The organism is Bradyrhizobium sp. USDA 4538, assembly GCF_024171045.1.
In the GTDB taxonomy this organism is placed as follows: Bacteria; Pseudomonadota; Alphaproteobacteria; order Rhizobiales; family Xanthobacteraceae; genus Bradyrhizobium; species Bradyrhizobium australafricanum.
The window spans coordinates 7,985,758-8,002,845 of record NZ_JALJZE010000001.1; the positions used below are offsets into that span (position 1 = coordinate 7,985,758).

The 17,088-nt window shown below is 64.9% G+C and carries 14 protein-coding genes; 6 read left to right on the forward strand and 8 right to left on the reverse strand.

Annotation, left to right across the window (positions count from 1 at the left end; all coding sequences use genetic code 11):
- Positions 1-177: 177 nt before the first annotated feature.
- The gene (locus tag J2R78_RS36765; protein ID WP_076828905.1) at positions 178-1,083 is read left to right on the forward strand and encodes a LysR family transcriptional regulator; all 906 of its coding nucleotides are present in this window, start codon (positions 178-180) and stop codon (positions 1,081-1,083) included.
- 25 nt (positions 1,084-1,108) lie between these two features.
- On the opposite strand, the gene mfd is transcribed toward J2R78_RS36765, so the two are convergent.
- Positions 1,109-4,627, reverse strand: coding sequence for a transcription-repair coupling factor (gene mfd / locus J2R78_RS36770; RefSeq protein WP_253608654.1), 3,519 nt, complete (start codon positions 4,625-4,627; stop codon positions 1,109-1,111).
- On the reverse strand, positions 4,624-4,914 hold the full coding sequence (locus J2R78_RS36775; RefSeq protein WP_076828908.1) for a succinate dehydrogenase assembly factor 2: 291 nt from the start codon (positions 4,912-4,914) through the stop codon (positions 4,624-4,626). The genes mfd and J2R78_RS36775 overlap by 4 nt, the downstream gene beginning before the upstream one ends.
- Positions 4,915-5,159: 245 nt before the next feature.
- On the opposite strand from J2R78_RS36775, the gene recG reads away from it, so the two are divergent.
- The gene (gene recG, locus J2R78_RS36780) at positions 5,160-7,268 is read left to right on the forward strand and encodes an ATP-dependent DNA helicase RecG (RefSeq protein WP_253608655.1); all 2,109 of its coding nucleotides are present in this window, start codon (positions 5,160-5,162) and stop codon (positions 7,266-7,268) included.
- 168 nt (positions 7,269-7,436) lie between these two features.
- Positions 7,437-7,703 carry a GIY-YIG nuclease family protein gene (locus tag J2R78_RS36785; protein ID WP_253610016.1) on the forward strand — a complete coding sequence of 89 codons (267 nt, stop codon included), beginning with the start codon at positions 7,437-7,439 and terminating at the stop codon, positions 7,701-7,703.
- Between the two features lie 127 nt (positions 7,704-7,830).
- Here the strand turns inward: J2R78_RS36785 and J2R78_RS36790 are convergent, their stop codons facing one another.
- The 6 genes from J2R78_RS36790 to J2R78_RS36815 all read right to left on the reverse strand — a co-directional run bounded on the left by J2R78_RS36790 (position 7,831) and on the right by J2R78_RS36815 (position 13,816).
- Positions 7,831-8,628, reverse strand: a complete 798-nt coding sequence (locus tag J2R78_RS36790; protein ID WP_253608656.1) for a DUF502 domain-containing protein — start codon at positions 8,626-8,628, stop codon at positions 7,831-7,833.
- A gap of 95 nt (positions 8,629-8,723) precedes the next feature.
- Positions 8,724-10,550, reverse strand: coding sequence for a glutamine--fructose-6-phosphate transaminase (isomerizing) (glmS, locus tag J2R78_RS36795; protein ID WP_057018713.1), 1,827 nt, complete (start codon positions 10,548-10,550; stop codon positions 8,724-8,726).
- Between the two features lie 175 nt (positions 10,551-10,725).
- On the reverse strand, positions 10,726-11,373 hold the full coding sequence (locus tag J2R78_RS36800; protein WP_253608657.1) for a hypothetical protein: 648 nt from the start codon (positions 11,371-11,373) through the stop codon (positions 10,726-10,728).
- Positions 11,370-11,645, reverse strand: a complete 276-nt coding sequence (locus tag J2R78_RS36805) for a hypothetical protein (protein WP_253608658.1) — start codon at positions 11,643-11,645, stop codon at positions 11,370-11,372. The genes J2R78_RS36800 and J2R78_RS36805 overlap by 4 nt, the downstream gene beginning before the upstream one ends.
- Before the next feature lie 136 nt (positions 11,646-11,781).
- On the reverse strand, positions 11,782-12,576 hold the full coding sequence (locus J2R78_RS36810; protein WP_057018716.1) for an adenylate/guanylate cyclase domain-containing protein: 795 nt from the start codon (positions 12,574-12,576) through the stop codon (positions 11,782-11,784).
- Between the two features lie 175 nt (positions 12,577-12,751).
- Positions 12,752-13,816 carry a carbon-nitrogen hydrolase family protein gene (locus tag J2R78_RS36815; RefSeq protein WP_057018472.1) on the reverse strand — a complete coding sequence of 355 codons (1,065 nt, stop codon included), beginning with the start codon at positions 13,814-13,816 and terminating at the stop codon, positions 12,752-12,754.
- Positions 13,817-13,991: 175 nt separating this feature from the next.
- On the opposite strand from J2R78_RS36815, the gene J2R78_RS36820 reads away from it, so the two are divergent.
- The 3 genes from J2R78_RS36820 to J2R78_RS36830 all read left to right on the forward strand — a co-directional run bounded on the left by J2R78_RS36820 (position 13,992) and on the right by J2R78_RS36830 (position 16,930).
- Positions 13,992-14,942 (forward strand): LysR family transcriptional regulator, encoded by a 951-nt coding sequence (locus J2R78_RS36820; RefSeq protein ID WP_076828910.1) that lies wholly within the window; start codon positions 13,992-13,994, stop codon positions 14,940-14,942.
- A 77-nt stretch (positions 14,943-15,019) separates the two neighbouring features.
- Positions 15,020-15,334, forward strand: coding sequence for a DUF485 domain-containing protein (locus J2R78_RS36825; protein WP_253608659.1), 315 nt, complete (start codon positions 15,020-15,022; stop codon positions 15,332-15,334).
- A 12-nt stretch (positions 15,335-15,346) separates the two neighbouring features.
- Positions 15,347-16,930 carry a cation acetate symporter gene (locus J2R78_RS36830; RefSeq protein WP_253608660.1) on the forward strand — a complete coding sequence of 528 codons (1,584 nt, stop codon included), beginning with the start codon at positions 15,347-15,349 and terminating at the stop codon, positions 16,928-16,930.
- Positions 16,931-17,088 lie beyond the last annotated feature (158 nt).

Sequence of the window (17,088 nt, forward strand, 5' to 3'; positions counted from 1 at the left end):
CCAGACGACTTCATCTCGAAACATAAGCAAATATAATGCCAATGCTCGTCACGCTCAGATTGCGGTAACATTATCTGGAATTTCGCCGGCGTGATGTGCGAAAATTCCTTGTATTATTGGCATTTCCCTTCATGCTCATACCACGAGCGACATCGAAACGATATATAGATATTGATTATGGATCGGCGGCTTGTTGAGATTTTTCATGCTGTTATGCAGCATCGATCGGCAACCGAGGCCGCGCGTGCACTCGGGGTATCGCAGCCGGCTGTGAGTGCGGCCTTGAAACGGCTGGAGGCAGATGTCGGGTTTGCGCTGTTTCGCCGGGAGAGCCGCCATATCGTGCCTACGCCGGAGGCGCATCTGCTGCACAATGAAGCGATCCGGGCGCTCGCCGGGTTTGCCGAACTGGAGGACGCCGCTGCCGGAATCTCTGCAGGCAAGCGCGGCGTTCTGACGATCGCGAGTCCGGGACCTGGGATAGTCTGGCTTCCGGGCGTCGTCAGCCGCTTCCAGCGCGAGCGCCCGTCAACAACGATCAGGCTCCTGACCCGAAGCTCCGAGAATGTCAGGAGCCTGGTCTCGGCGCGTGCATTCGACTTCGGAGTCGCCGAGCCGCCGTTCGACCGCACCAATGTCGTGTTGCGGCGCTACCGAATGTCCCTGGACTGCGTGATGCCTGCAACGCATGCACTGGCTGACCGGAAAGTCGTCACTCCCGATCTTCTCGAGCGACATGATCTGATCATCACCTCGCAGAGCCGATCGACCTATGCCGCGGTATCGCGCGCCTTCGAAGCCAGCGGTACGCCGTTTCATCCGGCGATCGAGTGTGAATTCTTTGCCGTCGCGCTCAACCTCGTCATCGATGGAGCGGGCGTCTGCCTCGTCGACGCGCTCAGCGCGTCCGAAACGCTCAGGCGAACCAGCGGTGCGAGCAAGCTCGTCGTCCGCCCCTTCGCGCCGGCGATCCACTACGAGGTCGGGGTCCTCAAGCCGACGATCGGCGAACTCAGCGTTCTCGCCGAGCAGTTCCTGAAACTGCTCGACGACCACGTTGCGCCCTATTTGATCCGATCCTGAGCGGGGGCTTGCGTCGAACCGCGTGTCAAGCCGCCTTCTTGCTCTCGGCGAGATTGGCGAGCTGGCGCAGTATCTCGGTGGTGCCGGCGAGCCGCTCTTCGGGCGTATCCCACTCCTGGAAGAACACCACCTTCATATCGGGCCGCACCTTGGCGGCCTGGCCGTGCTGTCGGATGAAGCTCACCAGCCGCTCCGGATGCGCAAAGCTGTTGTCGCGGAATGCGATCACGGCACCCTTCGGGCCGGCATCGACCTTCCCGACATTGGCCCTTCGGCAATAGGCCTTGATCGCCGCGACCTTGAACAGATAGCGCACCTCGTCCGGCAGCACGCCGAAGCGGTCGCGCATCTCGGCGGCGAAGGCGTCGATGTCCTCGTCGGTGTCGAGATCGGCGAGCCGGCGATACAGCGACAGCCGCACGCTGAGGTCGTTGACATAGTCCTCGGGGATCAGGACCGGCATGCCGATCGTGATCTGCGGCGACCAGCGGTCGGCAGCCGGCTCGGCGACGCCGGCCTTGAGGTTGACGATCGCCTCCTCCAGCATCGACTGGTACAGCTCGAAGCCGACTTCCTTGATGTGGCCGGATTGCTCTTCGCCGAGCAGATTGCCGGCGCCGCGGATGTCGAGGTCGTGCGAGGCGAGCTGGAAGCCGGCCCCCAGCGTCTCCAGCGATTGCAGCACCTTGAGCCGTCGCTCCGCCTGCGCCGTGATCTTCTGCTGTGCCGGCAGCGTGAACAGCGCATAGGCGCGCAGCTTGGAGCGGCCGACGCGGCCGCGCAGCTGGTAGAGCTGGGCGAGGCCGAACATGTCGGCGCGGTGCACGATCAGCGTGTTGGCGTTCGGGATGTCGAGACCGGACTCGACGATCGTGGTCGAGAGCAGGATGTCGTACTTGCCGTCGTAGAACGCGGACATGATGTCCTCGATCACGGTCGGCGGCATCTGGCCGTGGGCGACCGCGACCTTCATCTCCGGCACGTTCTTGTCGAGGAAATCCTTGACGCCGGCGAGGTCCTCGATCCGCGGCACGACGTAGAACGCCTGGCCGCCACGGTAGCGTTCGCGCAGCAGTGCCTCGCGGATCATCAGGGGATCATGCGGCGCGACGAAGGTGCGCACCGCGAGGCGATCGACCGGCGGCGAGGCAATGATCGAGAGCTCGCGGACGCCCGTCAATGCAAGCTGAAGGGTGCGCGGGATCGGGGTTGCCGACAGCGTCAGCACATGGACCTGGGCGCGCAGCTGCTTCAGCCGCTCCTTGTGGCTGACGCCGAAATGCTGCTCCTCGTCGACGATCAACAGGCCGAGGTCCTTGAACTTGATGGTCTTGCCGAGCAGCGCATGGGTGCCGACGACGACGTCGACGTTGCCGTCGGTGAGCCCCTTCTTGACCTGGTTGAGCTCCTTGGTCGACACCAGCCGCGAGGCCTGCGCGACATTGACCGGGAAGCCGCGGAAGCGCTCGGTGAAAGTCCGCGAGTGCTGACGCGCCAGCAGCGTGGTCGGCACCACCACCGCGACCTGCCTGCCCTCCAGCGCCACGGCGAACGCCGCGCGCAGCGCCACCTCGGTCTTGCCGAAGCCGACGTCGCCGCAGATCAGCCGGTCCATCGGGCGGCCGATCTCGAGGTCCTTCAAGGTCGAGGTGATGGCCCCGAGCTGATCCTCGGTCTCCTCATAGGGGAAGCGCGCACAGAACTCGTCATAGACATGCGGCTGCAGCGGGAATTTCGGCGCCTCGTGCAGCTGCCGCTCGGCCGCGATCTTGATCAATTCGCCCGCGATCTCGCGGATCCGGTTCTTCAGCTTGGCCTTGCGTGCCTGCCAGCCGCCGCCGCCGAGACGGTCGAGCTCGACATTGGCGCTGTCGGAGCCATAGCGCGACAGCAGCTCGATGTTCTCGACCGGCAGGAACAGCTTTGTTTCGGCGGCATAATGCAGCTCGAGACAGTCATGCGGCGCGCCGGAGACTTCCAGTGTCTGCAGCCCGACGAAGCGGCCGATGCCGTGCTCGACATGGACCACGAGATCGCCGGTTGCAAGGCTCGTCACCTCCGAGATGAAATTGTCGAGCTTGCGGCTCGCCTTGCGCGGCCGCACCAGGCGGTCGCCGAGAATGTCCTGCTCGCTGATGACGGCGAACTCGTCGGTCTCGAAGCCGGATTCCATGCCGAGCACGGCCAGCATGGTCTCGTTGCGCGGCGTCGCCTGCACGATCCGCCAGGTGTTGACGCTGGTCGTGTTCAAGAGCTTGTGGTCGCGCAGCATCGCGCCCATGCGGTCGCGCGAGCCCTCGCTCCACAGCGCGATCACCACCTTCTTGCGCTGTGACTGCAGCGCGCCGACATGGCCGACCACGGCCTCGAACACGTTGACGTTGCTGTCGGCGCGTTCGGGGGCGAAGTTGCGGCCCTGCCGCGCGCCAGCGTCGAACACGTCGGGCGTGCCTTCGGGCACCGCGAACGGCGTCAGCCGCGCCAGCGGCGCATCGCCGAGCAGCTTGGTCCATTCGGCCTCGGTCAGATAGAGCTGGTCCGGCGGCAGGGGCTTGTAGACCGCGCCGCTGCCGGGATGCTCAAGCGCCTCGCGCCGCGCGTCATAGTAGTCAACGATCTGCGAGAAGCGTTCGCGCGCCGCGTCCTCGCCCTGCGGCTCGATCGCAACCGTCGCGCCGTCGAGATAATCGAACAGCGTGTCCATCCGCTCCTGGAACAGCGGCAGCCAGTGCTCCATGCCGGGGTGACGTCGTCCTTCGGAGACGGCTTCATAGAGCTGATCGTCGCGCCCCGGCGCGCCGAACGCGGCGACATAGCCCATGCGGAAACGCCGGATGGTTTCGGTGGTGAGCTGGAATTCCGACACCGGCACGAGATCGAGCCCGCGCATGTCGAGCAGCGTGCGCTGGGTCTCGGCATCGAAAGTGCGGATCGATTCCAGGCTGTCGCCGAAGAAGTCGAAGCGCACCGGCTGGTCGAGGCCGGCCGGAAACAGATCGAGGATGCCGCCGCGCACGGCATATTCGCCGGGCTCGCGCACCGTTGACGAGCGGGTGTAGCCATTGTGCTCGAGCCAGGCCACGACCGAATCCATCGGCACCACATTGCCTGGCGCAACCGACAGCGCTTGCGCTGCAACCTGATCGCGCTCCGGGACCCGCTGCACGGCCGCATTCACCGTGGTCAGCACGATCAGCGGCTTGTCGCTGCCGACCAGCCGCGACAACTTGGCCAAAGCGGTGAGCCGTTGCGCCAAAATGCCGGCATGCGGCGAGACGCGGTCGTAGGGCTGGCAGTCCCAGGCCGGAACCTGCATCACGGCGATATCGGGCGCAAAGAACTCCAGCGCGCGGGCGAGCTGCTGCATCCGCGTGCCGTCACGGCACACCACGGCAAGGCTGACCGCCGGCCGCTTCGGCTGCGCCGCGATCGCGCGCGCCAGGTCGGAGATGACGAGCCCTTCGGCGCCCTCGGCGACGTTGGCGATGGTCAGCACCCGGCCGGGCGCGAGCATCGCGGCCGGTGATTTCATCGGCTGTTTCATGCGCTGGGATCCGCGACCCGGAACGCCTTGATGCGGGCAAACAGCGCGGTGGCATATTCGGACGGCAGCACCTTGTCGCCGGTCAGCGCCGCATAGAGGTCGGGATCCGGGACCTCGATCAAATGCTCGAGCTCGCTGAGCTCGTGATCGGACAGCTCGCCAATGGTCGCGTCGGCGAAGCGGCCGAGGATCAGGTCCATCTCCCGGGTGCCGCGGTGCCAGCAGCGAAACAAAAGCCGCTTGCGGCGGTCATCGAGCCCGCTGCTCGATCGTGTCGATCCCGTCATGTCCCAAAATCCATCCAACGCCAAAAGCCCGGACGTGCCGGGCGGGCTTGATATAGCCATGGCGATGGCCGATGTCAGCCCTCATTCGCCGCGTTTTGGGGTTTCCGTGGGCGCATGCCGTCACCGGGCTTCTGCGCCCGTCGAAGCCTTGTAGACGGGACCCGGCCGACATCAGCTCCAAAAAAAGACGTGGATGCCCGGCACAAGGCCGGGCATGACGGTGTGAAACGGTCTTGGATTCGTCGATGCGCCCAGCCCTGCTCAATCCGCTGTTTGCCCAGGTCACGACGCTTTCGGGCGTCGGCCCGAAGCAGGACAAACTGCTGCGCTACCTGCTCGACCGCAGCGAGACGCCGCGGCTGGTCGATCTGCTGCTGCATCTGCCGGCGAGCGTGATCGACCGCCGCGCCCGGCCGAAGATCCGCGACGCCGCGGTCGGAACCATGGTGACGCTCGAGGTCACCGTCGACCGCCATCGTCCGCCGCCGCCGCGCAATTCGCGCGCGCCGTACCTCGTCTATGCCAGCGACGACACCGGCGACGTCGTGCTGACCTTCTTCCGCGCCCAGCCCGGCTATGTCGAGAAGCTGCTGCCGGTCGGCGAGAAGCGCTACGTTTCCGGCATGCTGGCGATGTATGACGGCATCCCGCAGATCGTGCATCCCGATCGCGTCGTCGATGAAGCGGGCTTTGCAAAACTGTCCGGCATCGATCCGGTCTATCCGCTGACCGAGGGGCTTGCGATCGGCTCGCTCCGCCGCGCCATCGCGCAGGCGCTGACCAGGCTGCCCGAGCTGCCGGAATGGATCAGCCCCGAGGTGCTGCGCCGCTGCAACTTCCCGCCGATCAGGGAGGCGCTGACCCGCGTGCATGTGCCGGTCGAGCTGACCGATATCCTGCCCGACGGTCCGTTCTGGTCACGTCTCGCATTCGACGAGCTGCTGGCCGGCCAGCTCGCGCTCGCCCTGATCCGCGCCACGCTGCGCCGCCCCGCCGGTGTGCGCAACGCCGGCGATGGTCATCTGCGCCGGAAGATCATCGATGCCCTGCCCTATGCGCTGACCAGGTCGCAGCAAGAGGCGGTCGCGGCAATCATCGCGGACCTGCAGCAGCCTGTGCGGATGCTGCGCCTCGTTCAGGGCGATGTCGGTTCCGGCAAGACCGTGGTGGCGCTGCTGGCTGCCGCCGCGGTTGCGGAAGCCGGCAAGCAGGCCGCGCTGATGGCGCCGACCGAAATCCTGGCGCGCCAGCACATCAAGACCATCGCGCCGCTCGCCGAGAGCGCCGGCCTACGCGTTGCGATCCTCACCGGCCGCGAGAAAGGCAAGGAGCGCCGCGAGCTGCTGGCGCGGCTCGAGGCCGGCGAGATCGATCTCCTGGTCGGCACCCACGCGCTGATCCAGGACGACGTGATCTACAAGGCGCTGGCGCTTGCCGTGGTCGACGAGCAGCATCGCTTCGGCGTCCGCGAGCGCCTCGCGCTGACGTCCAAGGGCGAGGCCGTCGACGTGCTGGTGCTGAGCGCCACCCCGATTCCGCGCACGCTGGTGCTGACATATTTCGGTGACATGGACGTCTCGGAGCTGCGCGAGAAGCCCGCCGGCCGCCAGCCGATCGACACCCGCGCGGTGCCAATGAGCCGGATCGAGGACGTGATGGACGGCGTCGGCCGCGCGCTCGGCGCCGGCAAGCTGGTCTACTGGATCTGCCCGCTGGTCGATGAATCCGAGGCCGAGGGCACCGAGCATCTCACCAACGCGACCGAACGTTTCGAGAGCCTGCAGAAGCGGTTCGGCGATCGCGTCGGTCTCGTGCACGGCCAGATGAAGGGCACCGAGAAGGACCGCGTGATGGCGCAATTCGCCGCGCACGAGATCGGCCTCCTGGTCGCGACCACGGTGGTCGAGGTCGGCGTCGACGTGCCGGCGGCGACCATCATGGTGATCGAGAACGCCGAACGTTTCGGGCTTGCGCAGCTGCATCAACTGCGCGGGCGCATCGGCCGCGGCTCCGAAGCCTCGACCTGTCTGCTGCTCTACAAGGAGCCGCTCGGCGAGATATCGAAGGCGCGGCTGAAGGTGATCCGCGAGACCACGGATGGATTCCGGATCGCCGAGGAGGATCTGAAGCTGCGCGGCGAAGGCGACGTGCTCGGCATCCGCCAGAGCGGCCTGCCCGGCTACCGCATCGCGCGCTCCGAGGTGCACGGCCAGCTGATCACCCAGGCCCGCGACGAGGCGCTGCGGATCATGAAGGACAACCCGAAGCTGAAGGGCGAACGCGGCGAAGCGCTGCGCGTCCTGCTCTACCTCTACGAACGCGACGAAGCCGTGCCGCTGATCGGCGCGGGGTAGCGGCCAACCCCGTCATTGCGAGCGCTCTACCCATCGTCATTGCGAGCGTAGCGAAGCAATCCATCGTTCCGCATATGCGGAAGCGTGGATTGCTTCGTCGCTCCGCTCCTCGCAATGACGGTGTATATTTGCGGCTGGGGGACATCATGAAAACAACCATGCCTCTACATCTTCGCCAACAAGCGTCACGGCACCATTTACACGGGCGTTACCGCAAATCCGCCCAAGCGTGCGTTTGAGCATCGCGAGGGATTGGTGAAGGGCTTCTCGGCCAAATATGGCTGCAAGATTCTGGTCTGGTACGAATTGCACGAAACCATGTACAATGCGATCACTCGAGAGAAGCAGATCAAGGCCGGCACCCGCGCGAAGAAGATTGCGCTGATCGAGGCGCTGAATCCAGATTGGAACGACCTCTACGAGACGCTGATCTAGGTGTGCTCATCGCCCCTTCCCGCCGTCATTGCGAGCGTAGCGAAGCAATCCATCGGTCCGCATATGTGGAATCATGGATTGCTTCGTCGCTTCGCTCCTCGCAATGACGAGGATGGAGTTGGGCCCCTTATTCGACCTTGGCCGGCGCGGGCTGAGTTGCCGGCTGCAGCGAGGCCTGGTTGGTCGAGGCCTGGCTCGCAATGCGCGCGGCATTGGCCATGTCGGCGAGCGCCGCGGCGCGCTTCTGATCGTTGGCGCCGGGCTGCACCACGCCGGCGGACATGATCAGCGTCGCGGCATCCTCGGTGCTCATCTCGATCTCGATGATCTTGCTCTTCGGCACGTAGAAGAAGAAGCCGGTGGTCGGGTTCGGCGCGCACGGCAGGAACACCGAGATATGCTCTTCCGCTCCGGGCAGGCTGGCCGCGAGCTCGGCGCTCGGCGCCTGCGAGATCAGCACGATCGACCACATGCCGGGCGAGGGAAACTCGACCAGGCCGACGCGGCGGAAGCTCGAGCCGTTGCCGGAGAACAGCGTTTCGAACACCTGCTTCAGGCCGCGATAGATCGCACGCACCGCAGGGATGCGACCAAGCAGCCGTTCGCCGAGATCGACCAGGGTTCGCCCGATCAGATTGGCGGTGAGGAAGCCGAGCAGCGTCAGCGCGATGACCGCGACGATCAGGCCGGAACCCGGCAGCCCGAACGGCAGATAGGTTTCCGGCCGGTAGGCCGTGGGCACGAACGGCCGGACCAGATTGTCGACCCAGTTCACGAACCACCAGGTCAGATACAGGGTGATCGCAACCGGTCCGGCCACCACGAGGCCGGTCAGGAAATAGTTGCGAAACCGCGCCATCAGCCCGCGCGGGGCATCCGGGGGCAATTCACCGGTCGAGGCGGGAGGCACTTGGTTGGAGGTCATTGCGGTTCCAGGGTCGTCGAAGCGGCCGTAGTCCACCACCCAGCTAAGCCATTCTGTCGCATTTTTGAAGGGCCGCGTGAAGCTGCGGCTTGCGACTATTCGACCGTGACCGATTTGGCCAGATTCCGCGGCTGGTCGACATCGGTGCCCATCACGACAGCGGTATGATAGGCGAGCAGCTGCACCGGAACGGCGTAGACCATCGGCGCGAAGGTCGCCCCCATGTCCGGCATCACGATCGTCACCAGCGACTGGATGGTCGCTTCCGCCGCGCCCTTGGCGTCGGTCATCAGGATGATCTTGCCGCCGCGGGCGGCGACCTCCTGCATGTTGGAGACGGTCTTCTCGAACACCTTGTCGTAGGGCGCGATCACCACGACCGGCATGTGCTCGTCGATCAGCGCGATCGGCCCGTGCTTGAGCTCGCCGGCGGCGTAGCCCTCGGCGTGGATGTAGGAGATTTCCTTCAGCTTCAGCGCGCCTTCCAGCGCCAGCGGATAGCTGGTGCCGCGGCCGAGATAGAGCACGTCGCGCGACTTCGAGATCTCGCGTGCCAGCTTCTCGATCTGCACTTCGGTGGTGAGCGCTTCCGACATCAGGCGCGGAATCTCGACCAGGCCATGCACCAGCTTGGCCTCGTCGGCATCGGACAGCTCGCCGCGTGCCTTGCCGGCGGCGACCGCGAGCGAGGCCAGCACCATCAGCTGGCAGGTGAACGCCTTGGTCGAGGCGACCCCGATTTCGGGACCGGCGAGCGTCTGCAGCACGGTCTCGCTCTCGCGCGCGATCGTCGAGGTCGGCACGTTGACGACCGAGAGCGTGTGCGCGCCCTGCGCCTTGGCGTAGCGCAGCGCCGCCAGCGTGTCGGCGGTCTCGCCCGATTGCGAGATGAAGATCGCAAGATCGCCCTTGCGCAGCGGTGCCTCGCGGTAGCGGAATTCGGAGGCGACATCGAGCTCGACCGGTAGCCGCGCCAGCCGCTCCAGCCAGTATTTCGCGACGAAGCCGGCATAGCTCGCGGTGCCGCAGGCGGTGACCGAGACGCGCTGGATATCCTTGAAGTCGAACGGCAGCTTCACCGGCATGGTGACGCGCTCGGTCGCCATGTCGACATAGCGCGCCAGCGTGTGCCCGACCACTTCGGGCTGCTCGTGGATCTCCTTCGCCATGAAGTGGCGGTAGTTCGCCTTGTCGACCAGCGCCGTTGCCGTCGTGTGCTTGATCGCCTCGCGGTGGACGATGGCGTTGTCCTTGTCGAAGATCGTGGCGCCCTTGCGGTTCAGCACCACCCAGTCGCCGTCCTCGAGATAGCTGATCGTGTCGGTGAACGGCCCGAGCGCGATCGCGTCGGACCCGAGAAACATCTCGCCTTCGCCATGGCCGACCGCGAGCGGCGGGCCGTTGCGGGCGCCGATCATCAGGTCATCCTCGCCGGCGAAGATAAAGCCGAGCGCGAACGCGCCGCGCAGCTGCGACAGCACCGCCCTCACCGCCTCGATCGGCTTGACGCCGCCCTTCAGCAGATTGTCGACCAGATGCACCACGACCTCGGTGTCGGTCTCGGTCGAGAACGCCGCGCCCTTGGCCTCGAGTTCCTCGCGCAGCTCGCGGAAATTCTCGATGATGCCGTTATGCACCACGGCGACGCGCTCGGTGGCGTGCGGGTGCGCGTTGTTCTCGGTCGGCCGCCCGTGCGTGGCCCAGCGGGTGTGGCCGATGCCGGTATGGCCGCCGAGCGGCTTGGCCTCGAGCCGGGCCTCGAGATTCTTCAGCTTGCCTTCGGCGCGGCGCCGCGCCAGGCCGCCATTCTCCAGCGTGGCGACACCCGCGGAATCATAGCCGCGATATTCGAGCCGCTTGAGCGAATCCACCAATTGCTCCGCGACCGGAGCGCGTCCAAGAATGCCGACGATGCCGCACATGCGGTTCAATGTCCCCAAAAATCGCCGAAAATTTGCCAAAGCGGCGACACGGTCCCTTAACGGGAATCGCCGGCCGCAAGATACTCAATAATTATTGCCGATTGCGACAGTCTTAAACGGCAAGGTTGATGCGAAAGGCTGGTTAATCGGGGCTAACCATTTTGGCAAGAGCGCGTCAGCGCGGATCCGCCGGCGCGGGCCACGGTTTCGCCTCCCAGATCGTGGTCCATTCCTGACCCGCGCCGCACGCAGGCGCGCTGACCTCGACGCGAACCACGACAAAGCTTTCGCGATTGGTCACGTCTAGCCGATAGACATGCCGCAGGTGTGGGCTGGGACACAGGTCCGATCCGGTTTCGGCCTGAAACAAGCCGGCCTCCTCCCTCCATGTGATGAAACCCGGAGTGTCCGTCGTACCGAAGCCGTTCAGCGCGACGTACGGAAATTCCATCGGCTTTGGTCTGCTGACGTCGGAAAGATCGAACGCGCGATGCGATCCGGTCACGGAAAGCCGACAGAACATCAGCGCGAGACGGTGCCCGGCCACTTTCATGAAGCGAACCGGCAACTTTTCGATGTCATCCCTGTATTTGCAGCCGGATTGCTCGGCCGCAAGCGCGAGCAACCTTGGCACCAAGGCCGGATCGGAAATTTCAAAGTCCGTGCGTCCATTGGCAAGGCTGCTCCATTCGCGAAGCGCCTCGCGTCGTGCATTGATGCTCGAAGTTTCGTCGCCGCGCGCGACCGACACGAGCGGCGGACCGGCCGTGAGAAGACCTCCGAGCAGCACCTTGATCAATCCAGCGATCAGCCGCGCGCTCACGGTTCCAATCCCCGGCCACGCAGCCAGACCTCGCGGCACGTAACCAGCATGCCGAGCAGTCCGTTCTTGAGGAAAAACAGATAGAGCGCGAACAGCAGCACGAAGCTGGGCCGATCGTCGCCCCAGGAAACGAACTCAGGTTGGTCGTGTGTCTTCCGGGACAGCACCGCCAGCTGTCCGGTCTCGGCCCATTGGTAGAGTGGTGCAGCGCTGAAGTACGTCACCAGGCTGCAAAAGACTCCGATCAGAACGGTCGCGGCATATCTGCGCATGACGTGTTTTGCCTCGTCGCCTCCTAAAGAGCGATGAAACCGCAGACGGCAAACGCCGTTAACCGCGTCAATACGTCATTAACGCCTTTCGGCGAGGCCAGCCGACGCTGGAGGTAACCGGCGCTGCCAGCACGTCCTAATGCTCAACCCGGTAGAGCCGCCATCGCTCCGGCACGCCTTTGAGCTGGTGCGCGCCGCGATCCTTGAAGCGGATTTCGGACTTTGACATCAGGTCCTTGACCGCGCTCGAGACCAGCACTTCGCCGGCCCGTGCTTTCGCCGCGACGCGCGCGCCGATGTGAAACGCAAGCCCGATCACCTCCGCGCCACTCACCTTGTATTCGCCCGCGTGCAGTCCCACCCTGATCTCCAGCCCCAGCGTGCGCACGGACTCGCGGATCGCGGTCGCGCAACGGATCCCGGCTGCCGGCGCGCGGAACGTCGCCAGCAACCCGTCGCCCGTCGTCACGACTTCCTTCCCCCGCAAGGCCTTCAGCTCCCTGCGCACAGCGACATAGTAGTGGTTCATCACCGTCGCCCAGCGCGTGTCGCCGAGCCGCGCGGCCTTTTCGGTGGATCGGACGATATCGACATAGAGGATCGTGGCGAGCGCCTGCTTGAGCTGCGAGTCCCGGTCGGTGGTTCGCCGCCGGTTCGCGATATTTCCAGCCAGAGGCTCATAGCGATGGCTGCGTCGCCGCGCGATGGCGGCCTTGGTGTAGTCCTGGGCGCGCTGCACCGTGCGGCAGCGAATGGTTTTTTCCTGCGGTGGAAACGTCCAGTGGACCTTTCGCCTGTCGCCCGCGCCATCAACCTGCACGGCGCCCCATTTCAGGAAAACCGTCGAGCCGGCCCGTCGAATGCACCATGCCTTCGACGTGTATCCGGAAACGTTCGACTGATGGACTCCGATGCGAAGGAATTTTGGCATGAGCGTCCGGCCGATCGAAGGAACGTTTGGCAGCCTACCCAGGGTAAAGCGTAGCCATACATTCCCGCGCTGGCAACGGTGCAGGTTTGCGGACTATCGAGAATGCCGGACCGCGATGTCCGCGTCGGGTCCCGCACGCGGACGAAGGATCGTGTGAGGCAGCACCAGCGCTTCGTCAGCTCCGGAGGTCGCGGCCCTGCCCATTCGATGCAGCGTCGGCATCGACCGACAGAATTGCCGCGTCTTGCACGTCCGCTATCGGCTGCTCTGGATCGCGGAATCGAGCCGGGGTCAACCGGCTGCGGTCGACCGTCACGCCGAAGATGTCGAAGCGGTTGTAGTAACCGACCACGTCGTGAAACTGTTTCGGCTCGACGCAGCGATTGAGATCGATCTCCGCGTAGGCGATCCCCTCCTCGTCCTGCAATCCATCGCCGAAGACGCTGCCGGTCGGATCGACGAAGAAGCTCGCCGCACGTGGTGTCTGGTCGATCACGTCGGCGATCGTTCGATCGCGTTCAATGAGGAAGGCGCGCAACGCCTGGTCCATGTAGCCGGCGGTGACGATCCCGAATACCTTGGCTTCGAAGCAATGGGCGCTGGCCCGGATGCGGTTGGCGGCCACGTTGTCGAAATTGCCGCCGCCGGCCGGGCGCCGGGTGGGCCACATCGGCGGCCAGCTCGAAATGTGCACCTGCTCGCCCTGTGCCATCAGGGCGAAGCGGGCCAATGGATTGGTATTCTCGCCGCAAATCAACCCGCCGATCCGGCCCTGCCGCGTCTCCGCGACCTTGAGGCCCGCACCATCGCCGGACGACCACACCAGCTTCTCATAGAAGGTCGGAACCAGCTTGCGGTGATGGATGAGAATTTCTCCGGTCTCGCCGATCAGCAGGTTCGAGTTCCACAGCCCCCCGACGCTGACGGCCGAGCGCTCGCTGATGCCGATCGAGACCGTGACGCCGAGGGCGCGCGCCTCGGCGCAAAGCCGCGCCACTTCCGGTCCGTCCGCCAGCACGGATTGCTCCGCCATGCGCACGAACAGATCGTGGTTGTCGATTGGAGGCCACAGCGCGGCCCAGACCGGAAAGGCGGGAATATAGGTTTCGGGAAACGCGATCAGCTCGGCGCCGGCCCTGGCCGCCTCGCGAATGATGGCGATCGCCTTTTCGGTGGTCGCCCAGCTGTCGAGGAAGACGGGCGCGGCGTGGACGGCAGCAGCCTTGAAACGAGGAAGCATGTCGAAAATCCCGGCTAGGACTAGGGGAGCGAAGCGGTATCATCCCTGGCTTGCCGGCGTGCATGGGAATTGTCGCAAGGTCGGTTGCGAAGGATCGGAACCGCCACGCGCTGGAACGGGAATTGCTTTGCTGACAAGGGCCGCAATTTCAACGGCCGCAACCTGGAGGCCGGTGATGTTCGACACGATCAACTGGGACGATCTGCGGGTGTTTCTCTGCGCCGCCCGCGCCGGGAATTTGAGCCAAACGGCAAAGCGGCTGCGGCTCGACCATTCCACCGTCAGCCGGCGCATCGCCCAAATGGAAGCTTCGCTCGGGGTTGCGGTGTTCGAACGCCACCGCACCGGGCTCAAGCTCAACGAAGTCGGCGAGCGGCTGTTGCGCCATGCCGAGCGGGTCGAGAGCGCGGTGATCGCGATCCGCGAGGAGGCCAGCGCCAGCGACACCCAGGAGCTCGTCGGGACCGTGCGGCTCGCCACCATGGAGGGGATCGCCTCGCTCTATCTGGCGCAACGCTTTGCCAAGCTGCGACGCACCGCGCCACAGCTCACCGTCGAACTCGTCACGTCCGCCCAGACGGTCTACGTTCATAAGCGCGAGGCCGATCTGTTCGTGTCCTTCTTCCGGCCGCCCGGTCCGGGCCTGATCTCGGAGCGCATCGGCAAGTTTCGGCTCGGGCTATTCGCGAGCCAGGACTATCTCGACCACCACGGGATGCCCGCAAGCCTGCGCGACCTGCAGGATCATTGGTTCGTGTCCTATATCGAGGACCTGATCCAGGTCGATTCGGTGCGCTGGCTCGCCGACGTCATCGAAGAGCCGAAAATCGCCTTCCACTCCAACAGCATGATCGCGCAGATGAACGCCGCGGCGGGCGGCCTCGGCATCGTGATGCTTCCGAGCTTTGCCACAAGGGACCGGCCCGACCTGATACCGGTGCTGCCGGCTCTCGCCGGCACCGTTCGCGAGGTCTGGCTCAACGTCCACAGCGACCTGCAATTCGCCCCGCGCATCCGCGCCGTCCGCGCCTTCCTGAAAAATACCCTGAAGCAGGATCCCGACATGCAGGTCACGCTGGCCGATGTCGTGCCGCAGCCGCGCACAGCAGATTGCAAAAATCCATAATTCCCTTCCGTCAGCCCCCGGCTGAAGCTCGTCCGATTGGCGCAAGCAGAGCGCGCTGAAGTTTTGAGGGGGCCGATATGAACGTGGTTATTCCCGGCAATGCCGATCCGGCGCCGAGCGGCGGCGCATTGGCCAAGAAACCGGCCGAGGAGCTGGCCAAGAAGCGGCTGACCGTCGCGCTCGTTCTGAGCGTTGCGATGATCGTGATCTATTTCGGCTTCATGGGGCTTTTCGCGTTCGACAAGCCGCTGCTCGGCACCATTCTGATGCCCGGCCTGTCGCTTTGCATTGTGCTCGGCCCGCTCGTCATCATCTCTTCCTTCGTGCTCTGCCTGGTCTACGTGCTGTGGGCGAACCGGGTGTTCGACGCAGGCGTTCGCGAGCTTCGCTAAGGGGACAGGCAAATGGGCAGCAGCACGCTTTCGATCGGGTTCTTCTTCGCCTTCATGGCGTTGACGCTGGCAATCACCTATTGGGCCGCGCGGCGCACGCGCACCACCGAGCACTTCTTTGCCGCCGGCGGCCAGGTCACGCCGTGGCAGAACGGCTGGGCACTCGCGGGAGACTTCCTGAGCGCCGCGGCCCTGCTCGGAATTGCCGGCATCGTCACCTCGAACGGCTTCGACGGCATGATCTATTCGATCGGGTGGCTGGTCGGCTGGCCGATCATTCTGTTCCTGATCGTCGAGCCATTGCGCAATGTCGGCCGTTTCACCTTCGCCGACGTCGTGGCCTATCGCCTGCGCCAGCGCCCGGTGCGCCTCGCCGGCGCCATCGGTACACTTGCCGTGATCCTGTTCTACCTGATCGCCCAGATGGTCGCGACGGGATCGCTGATCAAGCTGCTGTTCGGCCTGCCCTACACCTGGTCGGTCGTCGTCGTCGGCAGCGTGATGCTGGTCTATGTGCTGTTCGGCGGCATGTTGGCGACGACCTGGGTGCAGGTGGTCAAGGCTGTGCTGCTGATGGGCGGCGGCATCCTGCTCGCCCTCCTCGTGTTGACCCATTTCGACATGAACCCGCTGAAGCTGTTCGCCGCGGCATCCGAGAAATACGGCACCAAGGTGCTGCAGCCGGGGTCGAAGGTGGTCTCTGGTCAATGGGATGCCATCTCGCTCGGGCTCGGCCTGATGTTCGGCACCGCCGCGATGCCGCATGTGCTGATGCGGGCCTACACGGTGAAGGATTCCAAAGCCGCACGGCTGTCGATCCTCTATGCCACCGGCCTGATCGGCGTCTTTCATCTCATGGTCTTCATCATCGGCTTCGGCGCCATGGTGCTGGTCGGCGCCGAGGCGGTGGCCAAGGCCGGCGGCGGCGGCAACATGGCAGCGCCTCTGCTCGCACTCACCGTCGGCGGCAATGCGTTCTTCGGCTTCATCTGTGCGGTCGCGTTCGCGACCATGCTCGCCGTCGTCGCGGGGCTGACGCTGTCGGGCGTCGCCACGCTCTGCCACGACGTCTGGACCAATGTGATCCGGAGCGGCACCGCTTCCGAGGCGGAGCAGCTCAAGGTCGCGCGGGTCGCGACGGTTCTGATTTCCATCCTCGCCATCGGCCTGGGAATCGCGTTCGAAGGTCAGAATGTCGCCTTCATGGCGGGGCTTGCGTTCTCGATCGCCTGCGCCGCCAACTTCCCTTCGCTCGTGCTCGCCATCACCTGGCGCCACTTCACGACGCCTGCTGCCGTGGCGAGCATCCTCGTCGGCACACTGAGCTCGCTGGTGCTGATCTATCTATCCCCGACCATCCAGGTCGACATTCTCGGCAAGCCGCTCGCCGCGGTCGAGCATCAATGGTGGTTCGTGTCGCTGCGCAATCCCGCGATCATCAGCATGCCGCTATCCTTTGCGGTCGCGATCCTGCTGTCGCTGGTGACACGGGAGAAGAACGCAAACCTCGCCTTCGACGAGATGCAGCGGCGCATCCTGCTCGGACCGGTAGAGCCGAAGACCGACGAGCCGCGCCAGGCGAAGAATGCGGCCTGAACCGCGGCAACCGATCGATGTTGCGATCGGCCTGTCGCGAACCCCGCCGCCCGATGCGCACATGTGACTCACAGATCGCGCAACACATTGGCTGTCGTCCCGGCGAAAGCCGGGACCCATAACCACCGACAGTCATTGCTTCACGATGCTGGAACGAC